The organism is Rhodococcus sp. NS-SX18, from assembly GCF_057367935.1.
The window spans coordinates 5,381,705-5,402,512 of sequence record NZ_CM170633.1; the positions used below are offsets into that span (position 1 = coordinate 5,381,705).

Annotated in this window: 14 protein-coding genes and 1 pseudogene; 4 read left to right on the forward strand and 11 right to left on the reverse strand. The window is 69.8% G+C overall.

Going from position 1 to position 20,808, the window contains the following annotated elements:
• Window positions 1–33: 33 nt before the first annotated feature.
• A complete protein-coding gene (locus tag AC2IPW_RS24785; RefSeq protein ID WP_486375928.1) occupies window positions 34–1,995 on the reverse strand; it encodes a hydantoinase B/oxoprolinase family protein in 1,962 nt (653 codons plus the stop codon).
• Window positions 1,995–4,055, reverse strand: a complete 2,061-nt coding sequence (locus AC2IPW_RS24790; RefSeq protein ID WP_486375929.1) for a hydantoinase/oxoprolinase family protein — start codon at window positions 4,053–4,055, stop codon at window positions 1,995–1,997. The genes AC2IPW_RS24785 and AC2IPW_RS24790 overlap by 1 nt, the downstream gene beginning before the upstream one ends.
• 110 nt (window positions 4,056–4,165) lie before the next feature.
• On the opposite strand from AC2IPW_RS24790, the gene AC2IPW_RS24795 reads away from it, so the two are divergent.
• Window positions 4,166–5,725, forward strand: a complete 1,560-nt coding sequence (locus AC2IPW_RS24795; protein ID WP_486377065.1) for a PucR family transcriptional regulator — start codon at window positions 4,166–4,168, stop codon at window positions 5,723–5,725.
• A gap of 28 nt (window positions 5,726–5,753) precedes the next feature.
• Window positions 5,754–7,304: a PucR family transcriptional regulator gene (locus AC2IPW_RS24800; protein ID WP_486375930.1), complete on the forward strand. Its 1,551-nt coding sequence runs from the start codon at window positions 5,754–5,756 to the stop codon at window positions 7,302–7,304.
• Between the two features lie 51 nt (window positions 7,305–7,355).
• Here AC2IPW_RS24800 and AC2IPW_RS24805 read toward each other — a convergent pair whose 3' ends face one another.
• Complete coding sequence (locus AC2IPW_RS24805; protein ID WP_486375931.1) at window positions 7,356–7,604, reverse strand: type II toxin-antitoxin system RelE family toxin; 249 nt, start codon at window positions 7,602–7,604, stop codon at window positions 7,356–7,358.
• A 29-nt stretch (window positions 7,605–7,633) separates the two neighbouring features.
• Window positions 7,634–7,930: a type II toxin-antitoxin system Phd/YefM family antitoxin gene (locus AC2IPW_RS24810; RefSeq protein ID WP_486375932.1), complete on the reverse strand. Its 297-nt coding sequence runs from the start codon at window positions 7,928–7,930 to the stop codon at window positions 7,634–7,636.
• A gap of 321 nt (window positions 7,931–8,251) precedes the next feature.
• Between AC2IPW_RS24810 and AC2IPW_RS24815 the strand changes: the two genes are divergently transcribed.
• On the forward strand, window positions 8,252–9,400 hold the full coding sequence (locus AC2IPW_RS24815) for a hypothetical protein (RefSeq protein WP_486375933.1): 1,149 nt from the start codon (window positions 8,252–8,254) through the stop codon (window positions 9,398–9,400).
• A gap of 456 nt (window positions 9,401–9,856) precedes the next feature.
• Here the strand turns inward: AC2IPW_RS24815 and AC2IPW_RS24820 are convergent.
• The 6 genes and pseudogenes from AC2IPW_RS24820 to gabT all read right to left on the reverse strand — a co-directional run.
• Window positions 9,857–10,024 (reverse strand): annotated as a pseudogene (locus tag AC2IPW_RS24820) (D-glycerate dehydrogenase); the annotation flags it as partial.
• Window positions 10,025–10,319: 295 nt separating this feature from the next.
• Window positions 10,320–11,114 carry an NAD(P)H-dependent oxidoreductase gene (locus tag AC2IPW_RS24825; protein WP_486375934.1) on the reverse strand — a complete coding sequence of 265 codons (795 nt, stop codon included), beginning with the start codon at window positions 11,112–11,114 and terminating at the stop codon, window positions 10,320–10,322.
• Window positions 11,115–11,794: 680 nt separating this feature from the next.
• On the reverse strand, window positions 11,795–12,910 hold the full coding sequence (locus AC2IPW_RS24830; RefSeq protein WP_486375935.1) for a CaiB/BaiF CoA transferase family protein: 1,116 nt from the start codon (window positions 12,908–12,910) through the stop codon (window positions 11,795–11,797).
• The gene (locus AC2IPW_RS24835; RefSeq protein ID WP_486375936.1) at window positions 12,907–14,373 is read right to left on the reverse strand and encodes an aldehyde dehydrogenase family protein; all 1,467 of its coding nucleotides are present in this window, start codon (window positions 14,371–14,373) and stop codon (window positions 12,907–12,909) included. Before AC2IPW_RS24835 ends, AC2IPW_RS24830 begins: the two co-directional genes overlap by 4 nt.
• 32 nt (window positions 14,374–14,405) lie before the next feature.
• Window positions 14,406–15,599 (reverse strand): acyl-CoA dehydrogenase family protein, encoded by a 1,194-nt coding sequence (locus tag AC2IPW_RS24840; RefSeq protein ID WP_289378503.1) that lies wholly within the window; start codon window positions 15,597–15,599, stop codon window positions 14,406–14,408.
• 34 nt (window positions 15,600–15,633) lie between these two features.
• Window positions 15,634–16,992 (reverse strand): 4-aminobutyrate--2-oxoglutarate transaminase, encoded by a 1,359-nt coding sequence (gene gabT / locus AC2IPW_RS24845; protein ID WP_003934994.1) that lies wholly within the window; start codon window positions 16,990–16,992, stop codon window positions 15,634–15,636.
• Window positions 16,993–17,170: 178 nt separating this feature from the next.
• Here gabT and AC2IPW_RS24850 point away from each other — a divergent pair, with 178 nt between their 5' ends.
• Window positions 17,171–20,305: an NAD-glutamate dehydrogenase domain-containing protein gene (locus AC2IPW_RS24850; protein WP_486375937.1), complete on the forward strand. Its 3,135-nt coding sequence runs from the start codon at window positions 17,171–17,173 to the stop codon at window positions 20,303–20,305.
• Between the two features lie 154 nt (window positions 20,306–20,459).
• On the opposite strand, the gene AC2IPW_RS24855 is transcribed toward AC2IPW_RS24850, so the two are convergent.
• Window positions 20,460–20,786 (reverse strand): putative quinol monooxygenase, encoded by a 327-nt coding sequence (locus tag AC2IPW_RS24855; protein ID WP_416062275.1) that lies wholly within the window; start codon window positions 20,784–20,786, stop codon window positions 20,460–20,462.
• Between the last annotated feature and the right edge of the window lie 22 nt (window positions 20,787–20,808).

A 20,808-nucleotide genomic window follows, 5' to 3' on the forward strand; every position in this document is an offset into this window, starting at 1 on the left:
CGGGGCAGCGGGATTGCTGCCCCGCCTCAGGTCTCAGGACCAGTGCGCGACGGAACGGGTCTGCAGCAGGTCGCGGAACTGGGCGGTGGTGGTGGGCAGCAGCTCGCCGGTGCCCCAGTCGACGATCACGCCGTAACGGCGCACGAGGTCGAGCATGGACAGCTCACCGGTGCGGTAGCGGGCCGCGACGGATTCGGGGTCCTCGTCGAGCCAGTCCCGGCGTGCCGACCGGATCTCGGTCCGCATCCGGTCCGTCGCGTCCACGTCCAGCTCGTAGCGGTCGATCTCCGGGTCGACGGGGACGATCACCACGCCGTAGTCCAGGGCGGCGCGCTCGACGGAGACGTAGCCGTCGATCACGTCCTCGAGGACGGCCTCCGGGTCCCGCTGCAGCGGATCCCCGTAGCCCCCACCGCCCGCGGACGGCCGATCGAACGAATCACCTGATTGGACAGGAACATTGGAGAACACCGATCCGAGGAAACGCTCCTCGGGGGTGCCGCGGTTGAGCCAGACGCCGTGCGGGATGGACGGCAGACCACCTTCGATGCCCCAGGTGACCGAGCGGGAACGGTCACAGCAGTACGACATCACGCTGTTGTCACTGTCGGTGAGGACGCCACCCTTGGACAGGCCGCACCCACCACGGTATTCGCCGGGCCCACCGGAATCGGTGATGATGGCGTGCTCGGTGGTGAGCACGGGGGTGAGGCGTTCCTGTCCTTCGCAGGGCTGCACGGCCAGGCCGATGCCGAACACCGGTGCGGTGGCGCTCGATCCGTCCTTCGAGCTGCGGCCTCCCCAGCCGCCGGCCATCCAGTCGTACCACATGAAGAACGGCCGCTCCTCGGTGCGGGCGTCGCGCCCACCGACGAGCAGGTACTCGAGGTTGAACGAGCAGGCGATGGCCCGGGAGGGCACGACCTTCGACCACAGTTCGAAGATCGCGTTCATGATCTTCTCGTAGGGGCCGGAGCAGAACCCGGTCACCGCGTGCGGCCAGCCGGCGTTGACGACGGTGCCTTCCGGCCCGAGGTCGGTGTGAATCGCGTTGTACAGGCCCGAGTTCAGCGGCACGTCGGGGAAGAAGGACTTGGTGCCCGCCACGATTCCGGAGAAGGCGGTGCCGTAGCCGCTGTTGAGGAAGCTGGCGACGGCGGGTGCGCTGCCGGTCAGGTCGTAGCTGAGCTGGTCGCCCTCGATCGTCATGGTGACGCGGATCGGGACGAGGCCCTCGGGACGCGCCGGATCGGAGTCGAGGTAGTCCTCGGTGGTCCAGGTGCCGTCCGGCAGGTCGGCGACCCGGCTGCGCACGATGCGCTCGACGTAGTCCTGGACCTCGCGCATCGCATCGGTGACGGTGCCGCGACCGTATTTGTCCACCAGCCGGTGGATTTCGCGTTCACACACGCCCGTCGCCTCGGCCTGGGCATGCAAGTCGCCCATGCTGATCTCCGGCGACCGGGTGTTCGCGACGAGCAGTTTCGCGACGTCGGCGAGGAAGCGGCCCTCGTGCCACACCCGCACCGGGGTGATCCGCAGGCCCTCACCGAAATGTTCGGTGGCGGTCACGTCGAACGAGCCGGGGACGCTGCCGCCGATGTCGGCCCAGTGTCCCTTGTTCTGCGCGAAGGCGATGAGGACCCCGTCCGCGAAGATGGGCCGGATGAAGCTGACGTCGTTGAGGTGGGTGCCGCCCCGGTAGGGGTCGTTGACCATGAAGATGTCGCCGGGGTTGATGTCGGAGCCGAATTCCTCCAGCACGGCCTTGCACTGGAAGTGGAGGGTGCCGACGTGGACGGCGATGTCCTGGCTGCCCTGCATCACGGTGTTGCCCTCGGCGTCGCAGAGCGCGGAGGAGAAGTCCCGCGAGTAGATGACGAACGAGTAGCAGGTGCGCAGGATCTGCTCGGACATCAGGTCGACGGACGTGGCGAACGCGTTCTTGAGGACCTCGAACGTGACCGGATCGAGGGTGGGGGAGGTGGTGGTCATCAGGACTCCTGGATGTCGATGCGGATGTTCGCCCACTCGTCGATGGTGGCGGTGGTCCCCGGGGGGACGACGGTGGTGGAGTCGAGCTGGGTGATCACGGCAGGGCCGGGGATGCGCGTACCGAACTCCAGGGTGTCGCGGTCGAAGACGGGTGTGTCGAGCCGTCCGTGCGCCTCGTCGAAGTAGACGCTGCGCCGTTCCACGGGCACCGGCTCCGCCGTGGTGGGTTCGGAGGTGCGCGGGAAGTTCGGCTTCGGTGTGGTGCCCACCGCGCGCAGGCCGATCTGGTAGATCTCCACGGGCGTGTCGTCGCGCCGGAACGAGTAGTCCCGCTCGTGCTCCTCGTGGAATCGTTCGACCGCCTCCGCGAGGAAGCCGGGACCGCTGCCGGCGGTGACGGTGAGCGACCGCCACTGTCCCGCGTAGCGCATGCTGATGTGACGGTCGAGCACCATCCGATCGGGTGCGACCCCCTCGTGCCGAAGACGCTGTGTGCCCTCCTGCTCGAGGCGTAAGAACTCGCGTTCGAGTGCGGTCGTGTCGATCTCGTCGACCCGGCCCTGGAACATCGCCGACAGGTCGTGCCGGATGTCGACGAGCAGGCACCCCTGCGCCGAGGTGATGCCCGGGTGGGGCGGCACCACGACGGTGGGAATGGACAGCTCCTTCGCGAGGGCCGCGCCGTGCAGGGCGCCCGCGCCGCCGCAGACGACGAGGACGAAGTCACGCGGATCGTAGCCCCGGCGAATCGACAACAGCCGCACCGCATCCGCCATGTTGGCGTTGGCCACCTGGATGATGTTGCTCGCCGCGGTGTCGGCGTCGAGGCCGAGGGGTCCGGCCACGCTCTGCTTGATCGCGTTCTCCGCGGCCGCCACGTCCAGGGTGAGTCCACCGCCGATGAGGGCGGTGCCCAGGCGACCGAGCAGCACATTGGCGTCGGTGTTGGTCGGCTCGGTGCCGCCGCGCAGGTAGCAGGCCGGCCCAGGGGAGGCACCCGCGGACTGCGGCCCGTTGCGCAGCGAGCCCGCCTCGTCGAGCCAGGCCAGCGATCCGCCGCCCGCACCGATCGTGAGCACCTCGATGCTGGGGAAGGAGATCGGGAAGCCGTACTCGACCTGCCACTGCTTGGTGGTGCGGACCTCGCCGTCGTAGACGAGCGAGATGTCGGTGCTGGTGCCGCCCATGTCCAGGCCGATCGCGTTGGGGTATCCGCAGCGGGTCGCGATGTCGGCCACGGCGATCGCGCCGGCGGCGATGCCCGAGGCGGCGAGGCGGACGGGGTACTTCTCCACCATCGCGGGGGTCATGGAACCGCCGCCGGAATGGAGCAGGAGCAGGTCGCCGTCGTACCCGTCGGTGCGCAACTGCGCTTCGAGCCGGTTGACGTATCCACTGACCAGCGGTGCGAGCACGGCGTTGGCCACGGTGGTGGAGGCGCGGTCGTACTCGAAGATCTCGGGAAGGATCTCGCTCGAGGTCGACACGGTGACGTCGGGCAGCTCGGCCTCGAGCAGGGCCCGTACGCGCTCCTCGTGAGCGCTGTTGACGTAGCTGTTGATCAGGCACACCGCCACGGTCTTGATGTTCTTGCGGCGCAGGATCCGGGCGATCTCGCGGACCTCCGCCTCGTCGAGGGGGGTGACGACCTCGCCGGCGTAGTCGATGCGCTCGGTGACCTCGTACCGGTCACGGCGGCGGATGTAGGGGGTGCCGACGTCGACATACGTGTCCCACAGCTCGTCCTTGGTGCCGTCGCGGATCTCGAGCACGTCGCGGAACCCCCGGGTGGTGACCAGGGCCGCGGGCGGGAAGTTGCGGGTGATGAGCGCGTTGGTCGCGACGGTGGTGCCGTGGGAGAACAGAGTCACCTCGGCCAGGTCGATACCCGCGGTGCGCACACCGTCGATGACGGCACGCATGGGATCGTCGGGGGTCGAGGGGACCTTCGCGATGCGGGTGGTCGATGCGCTCTCGTCGAAGATGCACACGTCCGTGAAGGTGCCGCCGACGTCCACGGCGACGCGCAGGTGGGGGTTGCGAGATGTGATCATCGTCATACTCCTGAATCGGGTGGACTCAGTATTCGACCTGGTCGGCAACCCATCAATTGGAGAAAGTGAATCGAGTTCCCCGAACCATTGGAGATTCTCACAGTGAAGAGAGAATGATGTCGGGCATGCTTCCGGACCGTTTCCGGCTCGTCGACCTGCTGCTCGAACCCGACCTCGGGCTCCGGCTGGTGACCGACGCCGACCCCAATGTGGGAATCACCGGGGCGCACCCGATCGAGATCGAGAACCCGACCCGATGGTTGCGGCCGGGATCGATGATGCTCACCACCGGCTCGCGCTTTCCCGCCCTCGAGCACCCGCAACAGGCCTGCCGCGAGCTGATCCGCGAACTCGTCGGGGCCGGCATCACCGCACTCGGGTACGGCGTGGGAGTGATCACCGGCGACATCCCCCGGTCCCTGCTCGACGAGGCCGAACGCCATCGGTTCGCCGTGGTGGCGATCCCGCCGGAACTGCCGTTCATGGAAGTGGTCGGACGCGTCAACGCGGCAGTACAGGCGCAGGACTCGATGCTGCTGCGACGTACGCTGCAGATGCAGAACCACCTGCTCGAGGCGATGACCGCCGAGTCCCCCGAGGCCGACCTCGTGGCCCGTCTCACCGGACTGCTCCGCAGCAGCGTGGTTCTCTACAACGAGGTCGGCGACGTCGTGGCCTCGGCCGGCGGCGCGCCCGTGCACCTGATCCGCAATCAGTTGCGCGGCCGGGACGGGCGGCTGCTGTTCCGGGTGGGCCGCTGGTCGGTGAGCGCGCACTCGATCTCGCCGGGCGACCAGCACTACTGGCTGGCCCTCGCGTCCAAGAGCAACGAACTCGCCGACCCGCTCACCGCACCCGCGGTCGAGGTGTCGCTGCGGCTGCTCAACACGATCGAACGCACCCGCCAGCGCGCCACCGTCGAGAACCGTGCGCGGCACGCCGCACTGGTGCGGGCACTGGCGTCGGGCGATCCATCCGACACCGACACCGTCCTGGATCAGCTCGAGATGCTCCGATTCGGCCCCGAACCCGACATGCGGATGCTGGTCCTGTCCGCCGCCCCCGACTACGACAACCGCCGATGGGTGTTCCGGGCGAACTCCCTGCTCGACGCCGTCGAGTCGGACGTGTCCGGTCTGGCCCGCGACATCGGGCTGACCCTGCTGCTCGCCCGCGGCGACGACGGCCTGGTCGGAGTGGTCCCGGCGCGGGCCGAGGCCTTCGAGTCGTGGTCCCACAACCTCCCGCAGGGATTGACGTGCGGCTCGAGCGAGCCGTTCACCGATCCCGCGCGCGGGCCCGGCAAACTGCGGGAGGCGCGCTGGGCGCGACGGTCCGCCGAGCGGCTCGGCAGAACCGCACAGCGCTTCGAGGACGTGAGCCTCGCCGACTGGCTGCTGGCGGGCCGCGACCCGGAGCAGGCCCTCGGGCGTGCCACCGCGGTGCTGGGCCCCCTGCTCGACGGTCACGACGACCTCGTCGACTTCCTCGTGCTGCACCTGGCCCGGGACCTGGACGTGGGGCGCACGGCACGGGAGCTGAACCTGCATCCGAACACCGTGCGGCACCGGGTGAAACGCGTCGAGGACCTGCTGGGCCGGTCCCTGCGTTCCCCGCGCGACGTCACCGACCTCCATTTGGCCCTCGAAGTACTCGCCGAACGCCCCACCTCATAGCCGCCCGGTGCGGGGAAGGATCGTCCTCATGGCCATCACCGTGCGTCGGCTCACGACGCTGCCGGAACTCGGGCTCACCCTCGTGGCGGGTCGCGACGGCGCCGACCGTGTCATCGAGTGGGCCCATCCGATCGAGCTTCCCGACCCCACCCCGTGGCTCTCGGGCGGAGAGCTCGTCATGACCACCGGCCTGGAGATCGGTGCCGACGCCGACGCGCAGTTCGCGTACCTCCAGGGCCTGGTCGGGGCCGGATGCGTGGCTTTGGCGTTCGACACCGGCACCCGGTTCGACCGCGTGCCCGACGGTCTTCGCGCCGCGGGTGACGCGCTCGGGTTCCCGGTACTCGCCGTGCCCGCCTCGACGCCGTTCATCGCCATCACCCGGGCGGTCATCGACGAACTGACCGCCGATCAGGTTCGCGCGGTGCAGCGGGTCGTCGATCAGCAGGAGCGGCTGGCCCGGGCCACGCTGCGCGGGGGCGTGCCCGCGGTGGTGACCGCGCTCGGCCAGGCACTCGCCGGCGTCGTCGCCGTCGTCGACCCCGATGATCGCGTGCTCGCGGAGTACGGCTCGGACACGAGCCGGGCGATCCGGCACGCCCGCGCGGTGTCGGAGTCGGCGTCCCGGTCGCCGCGGCGGCGGCAGCTGAGCAAGGTGCTGGCCGACGACGGCGGCCACTACACCGTGCAGAGCATCGCGGCCGCCCAGGACCTCTACGGATACCTCGCCGTCGGCACCGCGGAACCCCTCCCGCCGGCCGACCGCCTGCTCCTCGCGCACGCCGTGTCGCTGATCTCCATCGAACTCGGCAAGCCCGCGAAGGTGCAGAGCGCGGAGCAGCGGCTGCGGGCCGTCGTCACCCGGACGCTCTTCGACGCACCCGAACGCATGGACGCCGGCCTGCTCCGGTACTTCGGATTCGAGCCGGCCGACACCGTCGCGGTCGCCGTGCTGACCGAGGTCGGTCCGCTGCTGCCGGCGGAACGGCAGGTCGGCGCAGCCCTCGCCGCCGAGGGGATCCCCCACCTGACGGCCTCGGTCGGTGCGGATGTCACGGTGGTCCTGCCGGCCGACCGGGCACGCGAGATCGCGGCCCGGGTCCAGGACCGCGTCCGCGCGCAGCTCGGCCGCCCGGTCCGCTGCGGGCTGGGCGGTCCGTGCGCCGTGACGGACGCGAACACCAGTGTCCGTCAAGCGCTCTCGGCTGCCCGCGCGGTGCGGGACGGGGGCGGGGCACCGGTGGTGTTCGCCGAACTGGGCACCTTCTCCGTCTTGCTGGGCATGCAGGATCCGGATGCGCTGCAGGCCATCGCCCGCACCGGACTCGAAGCGCTCGATGCCTACGACGAGAAGAACGGGGCGAGCGGACGATTGGTCGAGACCCTTGCCGCGTACCTCGAGCACAACGGCCAGGCCGAGAGCACCGCCGTCGCGCTCGGCATCCACCGGCACACCCTGCGTAACCGGCTCGCCCGCATCGCCGAACTCACCGGGCGCGACCTCGACTCGATCCACACCCGGGTGGAGTGGTGGCTGGCCGTCAAGGCACGCGAAATGCTCAACGGTCGTGGCGGATAGGTACCTGCATCCGGTCACAGCGCCTCGCCCCCAGGTTGCGCCCGGGAAGAGTCAGGTGCGGTACGCGTCGGCGTGATAGGAGATCGCGGTGACTCGGACCTGGCGGGTGCTGTCGTCGATCAGGTACAGCACCCGGTAGGACCCGCGGCGGGCGGAGTAGGCCGACGCCAACGGTGGCGCGAGTTCCTTGCCGACCCGGCGCGGGTTCTCGAGGAGGGGTCCGGTGATGAACTCGTACACCGCGGCGGCGACCTTCTCGGGCAGGGTCCGCTCGAGCGCACGGGCAGCGGTACGGGCCACGATCAGGGTGTAGAGCTCGCCGGGGGCCCTCACTCGTCGTCGGGCTTGTCCGCCGACATGAGCTCGGCGAGGGATGCGGCGTCGAGGCTGTCCCCGGCCTCGATCTCGGCCATTCCCGTGAGGTGGTCGGCAAGCAGGGACCTCTCGGCCAGCACGGCAATGGTCTCGCGCAGCGCGTCGTAGTCGTCGGCACCGAGCAGCACTGCGGCCCGGTGCCCGTTTCGGGTGATCTCGAACCGCTCGTGGGTGCGTTCGGCCTCGTCGACCAGGCGTGAGAACTGCGCTCTCGACCCGATCCACACCCAGGTGGAGTCGTGGCCGGCCATCGAAGCGCGGGAGATGCCGGACGGTTGTGGGGGAGATCCGAACGGGGATGCAACGTGGCGCAACGGTTGTGACGCGCGATCGTTTCGAGTGTGCTCCGAGTCACATTCTTACGAGTCGCATCCTCACGGGAAGGACACTCCGACGCCCCACGCTCCCGCGGCGGGTCCCGAACTGCGCCGCCGGAGCTGACGAAGAACCGTCGAGGACAGGGTCTGTGATCCGGCAGCCGAGTGCGGCCACCACGCCCCTCACCGATCTCCTCGGCCGACGTCCCCCTCACCCCTCGATTCGAGGGCATCACAGAAGGTTCCGGTATCCCCATGTCCGAACGCTCGCACGCCGGCACGTCCCCGGGGTGGCTCGGATTCGGTGTCGTCAACACCGCCGTAGTCGTCACCGCTTCCGTCGCGGCGTGGTATCTGCTCGCCGACCCGCAGTTCAGTCCGTTCGATCTGTATCCGCTACCGTTCAATGCCTTCCTGTTCTGGGCTCTCCTGTTCGTCGTGTGGGCCGGATTCAACCTCGAGTTCTGGGGATTCGATCGGCTATGGCAGCCGTGGCGTGGACTGGTGTTCCTCGGCGCCACCTCGGTTTTCGCCGTCGTCGTCACCTATGTCCTCGCGAGCGGGATCGGCCACCTGTATCCCGACTTCGCGGCCGACCGTCCCGACGGCCTGGGCTACTTCACGGGTGCGCTGTTCGTCCTGTTCGGTTTCTCCACGTGGGTTCTGGTGGTGCTCAACTGGGGGCACTGGCCGTGGACCGATCTGGGTCTGAAACAGCCGTGGGTCGGTGCCTGCGAGGTCGTCACCCTCCTCGTCCCGACCGCCCTGCTCTATTTCGTACTGGGTGTACCCGCGGTCTCGGACACCGTCCGGGAGGGGGCGGCGCTGTTCGACGTCGACACACTGCTCGGCTGGTACTACTCGATCATCGTCGCGATCGTGCTCACCGGGCAGACCCTGGAGAACTGGCCGTGGCGGCTGGCCGGGAGCCGCATGCGGATCGCGCTGGTCTCGACGATCGGCAACATCGCGCTCGGCACCATGTTGTTCGCGGCACTGCGCGCCGTGTGCACGGTGCTCGTCGGCGCCGGCACGGCCGCCGATCCGGGCTTCCCGATCGATCAGTTCCCGGCCCAGCTGGGCGTGTGCTGGGTGGCATGGATGATTCTGTGGGCCAACGCTTTCGGAAACAAGCCGACGGAGGCCGGGGCCGTGGCGAATCTGGTGTCCCGCGTGGCGATCACGTTCGCTCTCGCCGTGATCACGTTCGTCCTCTACTACTACGTGGTCGCCGAGATCGTGCTGCACGAGCCAGCTGTCGCCGACGGCCTGCACGGCAACGCCCTCGGGTTCATGGACCTGTTCGCGTTGGTGACGCTTCTGTACGTCGTCGGCTTCGAGTCCTTCGGGATCCGACGACCCCCTGTTCCCGCACCCGAGGATCGCGTCGTCGCGCATCCTTGATCCGACGGTCCCGCCGCCGTGCGACGCCCGTCCCGCCGCGGCCGGACGCGACGGGACGGGCACTCCTCCGGGCAGCTCCGGTCAGTCCGCGGCTCCACCCAGGGGTGGTGGAGCCGACCGGTACCGGACTGGAGTCCTGGAGGAGGTCAACGGGTTTCCGACCTGCGGCGTGGCACTTCCGGGCACGGACACCACGGCGTCGAGACCGAGTCGGCAGAATCGCCGGCTCAGCTCTGCGTGGCGTCGAAGGCTGCCCGATCCGAGTGGGCAGCGCAACTCGGTGCGGACGTCGATGGTGGCGCGGAACTATCGAGCGAGGTGGTTGTCGGTGGCCAGACCCGGAGGCGTGCGAGGCGGACAGACTTCCTTTGAACTTGTCGGGGGCGATCAGACCCCCCACCGGGGACTTCTTCCTTCGTGGGTGCCTTCGAGGTTGTCGGTAAGCAGGAAGAGCGCTCACCGCGTCCATGCTTCGGGATTGACCACGTGCGGTGGGAGGTCACCACGGGCCATGGCGATCGCATTTTCTGCGCACAGTCGAGCCATCTCGGCGCGCACGGACACGGTTGCACTTCCTACATGGGGGAGGAAGCCGAGTCCGGTGGAGGCGTCGGCGAGGACCGGAAAGGCCGATAGGGCGGCGAGTCGGTTGTAGAGTCCTACCGCCGTGTAGTCGATACGATGCCGATTGGCGAGGGTGGTGATCCTGCCGGCGGCGATGGCGCGGGTGCGGCGCTGTCTTCGGCGATCACCGTGGGCACCGGTACGGCGATCTCGGCCGGGCGGACATGACGGTTACTTCGCGGTACATGTCGTGGGCGGTGCTCAGGACACGGTCGAGCGGTGGGCGGTGTGAGCCGTCGAGACAACAAATTGGAAGCCCGACGCCGTCAGCTTCGACTGGTCGACGGGCGCTCGGTCATGGTGTGACCGAGGGAGCGGCGGCAGCGTGGCTCTCGGGTGGTGGCTGGGGTCGGTCGAAACTGCGACCGAGGTCGTAGGCCTGCCGAAGGTACTGTTGCACCTTTTCGGGCGTCGCCGCTGTGGCGGCGTAGAAGTACACGTGTTCGACGTCCTGGATGCCGGGGAACCGGAAGCCCCACTCGTCGAGGACCTTGCCGATGGCGTCCCGGACTCCGGTGTCGTAGGAGTCCTTGTCGAAGATCGTGGAGGTCATGATGAGTACCCGTCTGTGCTCGAGCAGCGGGATCCGACCGTTGACGTCGCCGTGCCAGCCCTCGGAGGTGAGACCGAAGGCAAAGTCCAGCGTCCAGACCCGGTCGATCCAGCCTTTGAGTATCGAGGGGAAGTTGCAGTAGTGAATCGGTGCGATGAAGGCCAGGGCGTCGGCGGCGGCGACCTTGGCCTGCTGCGCGAGGACGTCTTTGGGCATGCGGCTGCGGATCAACGCGGCGATCTCGGCCGGTGACTTGCCCCTGAGTGCCCGCTGGGCCAGCCACCGCTGCCCAGGCCATCGGCAGGAGTCCAGCACGCGGCTGCGTAGATCCATCTGCTCGAGGATGTCGGCAGGGATGTCGGGGCTGGTGTAGCTGGCTACGTCCCGGTCTCTGAATACGGGGTCGAACTTGATTGCGTACAGGTCGATGACCTCACTGGTGTGCCCGGCTCCCTGGAGGCCCGCGGTGAACCGATCGAGCACGCCGTGGCAGAACGAGTGTGGGTCGTGGTGTGCGTAGATGGTCAGCACCTTCATGACAGGGTCCTTCCCGTTCGGTCCTGCTGTGACCGGATGTCCTTCGGTCCGTAGGCCGACTGTGGGCCTTGTCCGGTCGTGCGGACAGAGCCAAAGGTCCTCTCGTCCCGACCGAACGAGGGTCGATGTCCGTCGGGCAAGCCTGCGAGGGACCCCTTCGGGGCGCCCTGGGGTGACGAGGCGGCACCGCAGAAACCGCGACTTCCTGATCTCGATCGTCGGGAAGCCGTGACCGCGCAGCGCTGTGCGTCATGAGCCAGCCGACGAGGAATTACGACTGCGAAAGCTCCCCTGATGACGACGAGCATCGACCGTGAGGCGCTCCGTAGGACGTATGCGAATGAGCGCGACAAGCGAATTCGGCCGGACGGTTGCGATCAGTACATTCGTCTCGATCGCGTGCACGGGGATCGCGTGACCCCTACCTGCCGGTCACGGCGACGGCAAGGCGGGCGCGGTGATCGCCGCCGCCCTGTCCCGTCGCCGATTCGCCCTGCCGATGCCGATCATGTGGTCCGGTCCAGAGTTGGCCGGCATGGGCTCCGAGGGCTGCCCGGATGCCACAGCGACGCCGGGAGACAGTGGATACTCCGCCACCGGGGTCACGCGCTGACGCCGTGCGACGCCCGTCCCGCCGCGGCCGGACGCGACGGGACGGGCACTCCTCCAGGCCTCTGTGGTCAGTCCGCGGCCCCACCCAGGGGTGGCGGAGCCGACCGGTACCGGACCGGAGTCCTGGAGAAGGTCAACGGGTTTCCGACCTGCGGCGTGGCACTTCCGGGCACCGACACCACGGCGTCGAGACCGAGACGCCGGGCGAACTCGAAGGCCTCGGCGACATCGTTGATGGGCCCGGCCGGAACACCCACGCGGGAGAGTTCGTCGTACCAGTGGTCGGCGCCGGCCGTAGTAAGGATCGAGGTGATCTCCTCGCTCAGTTCCTCGCGATGCGCGACACGCAGCGGGTTGCTGCAGAACCGCGGGTCGGTGGCCAACTCCGGCGCACCGATCGTCTCGGCGAGCCGGGCGAACTGCTTGTCGTTGCCCACCGCCAGCGCCAGCGGCCGGTCCTTGGTCGGGAACACCTCGTACGGGGCGATGCTGGGGTGCCGGTTTCCGATGATGCCCGGCACCACCCCGGCACCGAGGTACGCCGAGCCCTGATTGACGAGCGAGGACAGCAGCGCGGCAAGGAGGTTCGTCTCGACGCGCTGCCCCTCGCCGGTGCGCTCGCGGTGGTGCAGCGCAGCGAGGATCCCGGCGAGGGCGTGCAGGCCCGTGAGCACGTCGACGACCGCGACGCCCACCTTCGTGGGCGTGCCGGCCTCGGGTCCGGTGATGCTCATAAGCCCACCGACGGCCTGCACGAGCAGGTCGTAGCCCGGCAGGGCCGCTCCGTCTCCGCTTCCGAATCCGGTGACGGAGCAGTAGATCAATCCCGGGTTGACGTCGAGCAGGTCGTCGTAGCCGAGGCCGAGACGCTCCATGGTGCCCGCGCGGAAGTTCTCGACCACGATGTCCGCGCGCGCGACGAGCCGCCGGGCCTCGGCCCGGCCCTGCTCCGACGCGAGGTCGAGGACCACGGAGGTCTTGTTGCGGTTGACCGAGTTGAAGTACGTGGCCGTGCCGGCATCGTCGTAGGGGGGTCCCCATGCCCGGGTGTCGTCGCCGGTGCCGGGGCGTTCGATCTTGACGACCTCGGCGCCCATGTCCGCGAGCATCATCGTCGCGTAGGGGCCGGCGAGGACCCGGGTGAAATCGGCGACGACGATGCCGTCGAGTGCGCCCTGGCTCATGCGATCGGCCTCCCGCCGCGGAGGTAGACGGTCGTGGTGTGGGTGAAGAACTCCCGTGCGGCGCGGCCCTGTTCCTTGGGCCCGTATCCGCTCTTCTTCGCGCCGCCGAACGGGACGTGCGGATCGGCGCCGGCGGATTCGGAGTTGATGTGCAGGATGCCCACGTCCAGGTCCTCGAGCGCCCCGAGCGCGCGGGTGAGGTCCTGGGTGAACACCGCCGCCGACAAGCCGTAGTCGCTGTCGTCGGCGAGCGCGAACGCCGCCTCGGCGTCCGTCGCGCGGCACACGGCCAGGACGGGTCCGAACAACTCCTCCCGCCACACGTCGAGCCCGGTGCCGGGCAGCTCGAGCACGGTGGGCGGCACGTAGAACCCGGCCGCGAGTTCACCGTCCTCGTACGGTCGCCCGCCGAACAGCACCCGGGCACCCTGCCGGACCGCCTCGTCGACACCTGCCTGGATCGACGTCCGCGCCGCAGCGTCGACCACCGGACCCATGTGGACCTGCTCGTCCAGGGGGTTGCCGACGGTCCACTTCCCGATCCGGGCGACGAGTTCACCGACGAACTCGTCGGCGACGTCGTCGGTGACGATCAGCCGCGAGGTCGCCGTGCACTTCTGTCCCGACGACCGGAACGCGCCGAGCAGCACCTGCTCGGCGGCGAGATCGAGGTCCGCGTCACCGAGCACGACGGCCGCGTTCTTGCCGCCCATCTCCGCCTGCACCGGCACGCCCCGCGCCGCCCCGGCCGCCGCGAGGCTGCGGCCGACCGCCGTCGAACCGGTGAAGGTCAGCGCGTCGATCCCCGGATGACCGGCGATGCCGGCACCGACCGCCCGGCCGCCGACGACGAGGTTGAGCACCCCGGGCGGCAGGCCCGCGTCGGCGAGGGCCTGCGCGAGCCGCATCGCCAGCAGCGGCACGGTGCCCGCCGGCTTCCACACCACGGTGTTGCCGTAGGTCAGTGCCGGGGCGATCTTCCAGGCGGGTATGGCGATGGGGAAGTTGAAGGGGGTGATGACACCGACCACGCCGACGGGCTTGCGCGCGACCAGGATCTGTTCCCCGCGCCGCGGGGAGGCGAACACCTCACCGGCCTCCCGGTCGCCCTCGCCCCCGTAGAAGCGCAGGATCTGGGCGGCGCGGAGCACCTCGGCCACGCCCTCGCCGCGCGTCTTGCCCTCCTCGCGGGCGAGTTCCGCGCCCCACTGCGAGGCGGACGATTCGACGACGGCGGCCGCCCGGGCCAGGACGGCACCGCGTTCGTGCGCCGGGGTCTTCGCCCAGTGCCGGGCCGCGGCGCGCGCGGCGGCGACGGCCCGGTCGACATCGTCGCCGGTGGCCGCGCGGCCGTGGGCGACGGTGACGTCCGGTTCGGCGGGGCTGATGCTGGTCAGGGTCTCGGCCCCGCCGTCGAACCACTCACCGTCGATGTAGTGTTGCAGCAGAACGGGTGTCGTCATGGCGTGTCCCTTCGACGCGTCGACGGTGCGGATCAGCGGAATGCGGCGTGACCGGTCAGCGCGCGACCGATCGAGAGCAGGTGCATCTCGCTGGTGCCCTCGTAGGTCAGCACCGATTCGAGGTTGTTGGCGTGCCGCAGCGGCGAGTACTCGAGGGTGATTCCGCTGGCGCCGAGGATGGTCCGGCATTCGCGGGCGATGGCCAGGGCCTCGCGGACGTTGTTGAGCTTGCCGAGGCTGATCTGCTCGGGAGTGACCCCGGATTCGTCCTTGAGGCGGCCGAGGTGCAGCGCGAGCAGGAATCCCTTGCCGAGCTCGAGCGTCATGTCGGCCAGCTTCTCCTGGGTGAGCTGGTAGGAGGCGAGCGGACGATCGAAGACCTCGCGGGAGGCGGCGTAGTCCAACGCGGTCTCGAGGCTGTTGCGGGCGGCGCCGAGCGCGCCGAACACGATCCCGAACCGGGCCTCGTTGAGGCAGGACAGGGGAGCGCCGAGTCCGCGGGCGAGCGGCAGCTCGGCCGACGCCGGCAGGCGCACGTTGTCGAGCACCAGCTCGGAGGTCACCGAGGCCCGCAGCGACAGCTTCCGGTGGATCGGGTTGGCGGTGAAGCCGGGGGTGTCGGTGGGCACGACGAATCCGCGCACGCCCTCGTCGGTCTGCGCCCACACCGTGGCGACGTCCGCGAGATTGCCGTTGGTGATCCACATCTTGGTGCCGGTGAGGATCCAGTCCGACCCGTCCCGGCGGGCGCGGGTGCGCATTCCCCCGGGGTTGGAACCGAAGTCGGGTTCCGTCAGCCCGAAGCACCCGATGGCGTCGCCGGAGGCGAGCCGGGGCAGCCAGTGCTCCTTCTGCTCGTCGGATCCGTAGCGGTGGATCGAGAACATCGACAGCGAGCCCTGCACCGAGACGAAGCTGCGGAATCCGCTGTCGCCGGCCTCGAGTTCCAGGCAGGCCAGGCCGTAGCTGACGGCGTTGGTGCCGGCACACCCGTATCCGTCCAGATGCATGCCGAGGACGCCGAGGGCACCGAACTCCTTCGCCAGTTCCTTGGGCAGCGTGGCGGATTCGAACCAGTTGCCGACCTCGGGGGTGAGCCGGGTCTCGACGAAGCGCCGGACGGTGGCGGCGATGTCGCGTTCGTCGGCGTCGAGCAGGGTGTCGGCGCCGAGGAGTTCGAGCGGCCGCAGGGGGCCGGTCGTGCGTGCGGGTGCGGTGGTGGTCATGTGCTGGTCCTCGGAGGTAGAAGAGCGGGGGTGGTCAGAGGGCGGCGAACGCGTCGCGCAGCACCGAGAACGCCTCGGTGAGCAGCGCATCGGAGATCGACAGCGGCGGCAGGAACCGGAGCACGTTCCCGAAGGTGCCGGCGGTCAGGGTGAGGACGCCGTGGGCCTGGCAGTACCGGGCGATCTCCGCGACGGCCTCGCGGTTGGGGGTGGTCGTACCGGGCTCGACGAGCTCGACGGCGACCATGGCACCGCGGCCCCGGACCTCGCCGACGACGGGGTGGCGGGTGCCGATCTCGCGCAGTTCCCGCAGCATCAGCGCGCCGATCTCCTGAGCGCGGTCGAGCAGGTGCTCGGCCTCGATCGTCTCGAAGACGCCGAGCGCCGCGGCACATGCGGCGGGGTTGCCGCTGTAGGTGCCGCCGATGCCGCCCGGATGGGCGCGGTCCATGATCTCGGCCCGGCCGGTGACGGCCGCGAGCGGGAATCCGCCGGCGAGTCCCTTCGCCGTGACGATCAGATCCGGCACGAGGCCCTCGTGCTCGCACGCGAACCAGGCTCCGGTGCGGGCGATTCCGGTCTGGACCTCGTCGGCGACGACGAGGATGCCGCGGTCCCGGCAGAAGTCGGCGATGCGCCGCAGGAATCCGTCGGCGGGAACGATGAACCCGCCCTCGCCCTGGATGGGTTCGACGACGACGCACGCCACCTGGTCCGCGCCGATCTGGGCGTCGACGAGCAGCCGGAATTGCTCGAACGCCTCGTCCGCGGCGCGGTCGGGCCCGCTCGGCCACCGGTAGGGGTAGGCCATCGGCGCGCGGTAGACCTCCGGGGCGAACGGACCGAAGGAGTGCTTGTAGGGCTGGTTCTTCGCCGTCATGGTCATCGTCATCAGCGTGCGGCCGTGGAAGGCGTGGTCGAACGTGACCACGGCGGACCGGCCGGTCGCTGCGCGGGCGTACTTCACGGCGTTCTCGACGGCCTCGCTGCCGGTGTTGAACAGGGCCGTGCGCTTGGCGTGCGTGCCCGGGGTCAGGCGGTTGAGGGCTTCGGCGACCTCGATGTACGGCTCGTAGGGGGTGGCGAGGAAGCAGGTGTGGGTGAACTGCTGCAGCTGCGCGGTGGCGCGTTCGACGACCCGCGGCGCGGAGTTGCCGACGGTGGTGACGGCGATCCCGGAGCCGAGGTCGATGAAGGAGTTCCCGTCCACGTCGACGAGCACACCCCCGCCCCCGGCTGCCGCGTAGATCTCGGCGCCACTCGTCAGGCCCGCCGGCAGCGCGTCGGCGCGGCGCTGCGCCAGCTCCCGCGACCGGGGTCCCGGGATGTCCGTCACGATGCGACGAGCCTGCTCGAGCCCGGGGCCACCCCGTACGAGTTCGACTGCGGTCATGTCCTTCTCCCTCCGTCGGTTTCCTCGAACTGTAGGAGCGCGGACGCCGGGTCCCTGATGGACCTCGAGTACAAGTTCTGCGATCTGCATGGACATCGCGTACATGTCCGTCCTGGGCGGCCCGCCGCAGACTGACGGCACACCACGGCCCACACCGGGTGACCGAAAGGACAGACCGATGACCACCGCCCCCACGCACCCGTACGAACCGGCGCCCACCGACGTCGCCGGGGCAGCGCGGCATCTCGCGCACGCGCAGGATGCCGGACCGGCCCTGCTGTTCGTGGAGGACTCGTCCTCCGACGGCACCGCCTGTGCCGTCATGCGATGGCCGGGACGGGACCCGCTGCTCGCCGACTCCGTCCACACGTTCGAGCACTTCGGACTGCGGATCGACGATCACGAGCTCCTGACGGCCGGCGATCCGGACCGCCGGGTGCATCGGTTCGCGTTCGTCACGCCCCCGGAGTGGGAACCGGATTCGCCGCGCCGGGTGGCGGCGGTCTTCGACGCCCATGCGCAGGGCCGCACCGTCGTCGACGGGTACTCCCGCCTCGCCGTCGTCGCCGACGTGGACGTGCGGGACATCGCCCTGGTCCGCGCCGCCGCCCGCTTCGCCCGCCAGGCGGGACTGATCATGTCGGAACGGTACGTCGTCGACACGCTCTGCCGGCATGCCGGATTCGTCGAGGCCCTCGTCGCCTGCTTCGCCGCGCGCTTCGACCCGGACCGGCACGACCGGGACGACGCCGCCGAACAGGCGCTCACCGAGCGGCGCGGCGCGGCGGAAAGCCTCGACGAGGACCGCATCCTGCGCAGCCTGGAGTCGTTCGTCACCGCCACCGTACGCACCAACTGGTACCAGCGCGACGAACACGGCGCGGCGAAACCGTACGGGTCGTTCATGCTCGAGTCCGCTCGCCTCGCCGACCCCGGACCGGTCGTTCCGCACCGCGAGATCTTCGTCCACTCCGACGACGTGGAGGGCATCCACGTGCGGAGCGGCACCGTCGCCCGGGGTGGGCTACGGTTCTCGGACCGGCCGGAGGACTACCGCACCGAGGTCCTCGGCCTGATGAAGACCCAGGTCGTGAAGAACGCTCCCATCGTCCCCGTCGGCGCCAAGGGCGCGTTCGTCCGCACGAGCCCAGATATTTCGCCCGCCCAGGCCTATTCGACGTTCGTCCGGGGCATGCTCGACCTCGCCGACAACATCGTCGACGGACGGATCGTGCACCCGGGCCGCACCGTCGTCCACGGCGGGGACGACGCCTATCTGGTGGTGGCCGCCGACAAGGGCACCGCCCGGTTCTCCGACCTGGCGAACTCCATCGCCGCGGAGTACGACTACTGGCTCGGCGACGCCTTCGCCTCGGGCGGATCGAGCGGATACGACCACAAGGCGATGGGCATCACCGCGCGCGGCGCGTGGGTCGCGGTCCGCGAGCACTTCGCCGACCTCGGCGTCGACGTCGACACCACCGAGGTAACGGCGGTGGGGATCGGGGACATGTCCGGCGACGTCTTCGGCAACGGGATGCTGCTCTCCCCGCACCTGCGCCTCGTCGGCGCCTTCGACCACCGGCACATCTTCCTCGATCCCGACCCCGACCCGGCTCGCGCCCACGCGGAGCGCCGCCGGCTGTTCGAGCTCCCCGGATCGAGCTGGGACGACTACGACCGCGACGTCCTCTCCGCCGGGGGCGGCGTGTGGCCCCGCTCCGCGAAATCCGTCACCGTCCCGGAACCGGCACGGCGCCTGCTCGGACTGCCCCACCCGACCACCACTCCGGACGAATTGATCAAGGCGCTGCTGACGGCGCCGGTGGATCTGCTCTGGAACGGCGGTGTCGGCACCTACGTCAAGGCCTCCTCCGAAAGCCACACGGATGCAGCCGATCCGGCAAACGACCCCGTCCGTGTCGATGCCTCGCAGCTGCGGTGTCGCGTGGTCGGCGAGGGCGGCAACCTCGGCTTCACGCAGCGGGCCCGCATCGAGTTCGCGGCTGCGGGCGGGCGTGTCAATGCGGACTTCATCGACAACGCGGCCGGTGTGGCCACCTCCGACGCCGAGGTGAATCTGAAGATTGCTCTCGAATCTGCCCGGCGCAGAGGAGGTCTGACCCTCGAGGAGCGCAACCGGCTGCTCGACGACGCCCGCGACGAGGTGGCCCGGACGGTGCTGCGCACGAACCGGGACCAGTCGGTGGCGCTCGGCCTCGCCGTCTCGCGCGCGGCCCGGCTGCTCGGCAGGCACGAGCGGCTCATCATTCACCTCGAGACCGGTGGCGGTCTCCGGCGCAGCACCGAGGTGCTGCCCACCGTGCAGGAACTGGCCGCGCGAGCGGGCGCCGGCCGGGGGTTGACCAGGCCGGAGATCGCGGTGCTGCTCGCCCGGTCGAAGAACGTCGTCTGCCGGGATCTGCTCGAGTCGGATGTGCCCGACGACCCCGTCTTCGCGGGCGTCGCCCTCGAGTACTTCCCCACCGGCATGCGCGACGTGCTGCGGGACGAGATCCGGGACCATCCCCTGCGCCGCGAGATCGTCGCGACCCGGATCGCCTCCGATCTCGTCGATCACGTCGGTCCGGGGATGATCTATCAGCTCGAGGAACGGCTCGGGGTGCGCACGCCGGCGGTCGCCCGGGCCTACGCGGTGATCCGGGCGGTGTTCGACACCGACCGGTTGTGGGCCGAGGCACGCGACGGCGCCGGGTCCGGCGCCGAGCGCTGGGAACGCCTCGGCGCCGTACAGGGATTCGTCGAGCATGCCGCCTCGTGGATCCTGCGGCTGCGGCCGTCGCCGCTCGACGTGACCGCCGAGATCACGCGGCTGCGTGCCGGGGTCGAGGATCTGCTCGCAGATGCCGTGGCCGGCGACGGACCCGACTTCCGGCTTCTCGGCGAGTGTCCGGCCCTGGTCGACACCGCGCACACGCTGGACTGCCCGGCCCGCCTCGTCGCCCGGGTGCACACCGCCACGGGCTCGCTGCTCGGGATCGACGGGCTGTCACCGGATCTGTCCACCGGATCCCACACCTGGTGGGACAGCACGGCGATCGCTACCGTGCGGGACGAACTCGCCGACCGTCACCACGGTCTCGTCGCCGCGATCCTGCGCCGGGACGGCGCGCCGACCGGTCCGGCGGACGTCGACGAGGTCCTGGCGCGGTGGCAGGAGCGGGTCCCGGACGCGATCGCCCGGGTCACGCGCCTGACCACCGAACTTCGCGAGAACGGACTCGTCGATCTGCCGCGGGCATGCACGCTCGGTGCGGAACTGCGCCTGCTCGTGCGCGCGACGGAGCGGTGAACGCGTGGTGCCCCTTCGGACGGGGAGATCCGAAGGGGCACCACGGCGGCGAGCCGCCCGAGTGTGACGGCGGCGAGCCGCCCGAATGTGACGGCGGCGAGCCGCCCGAATGTGACCGCGGCGAGCCGCCCGAATGTGACGGCGGCGAGCCGTGTCAGCCGACCGTCTCGAGTTCACCCATGCGGGCCCACTCGACGCCGGGGAGCTCGGTGTTGAGGATCCTCGGCGTCTCGCTCAGTGCGGGGCGCATGGCGTCGAGCCCTTTGCGGAAGTGGTCGGCATTGACGTGGGCGGCGCCGGCCTCGCCGTCTCGGAACGCCTCGACGAGCACGTACTCGGCGGGATCGTCGACGCTGCGGGACCACTCGAACCACAGATTGCCCGGCTCGGTCCTCGTCGCCTCGGTGAATTCTCTTGTGAGCGAGAGCCAGTCGTCCTGATACTCGGGACGGACCCGGAACTTGACCACGATGAAGATCATTGCGCACTCCGATTCTGTCGAG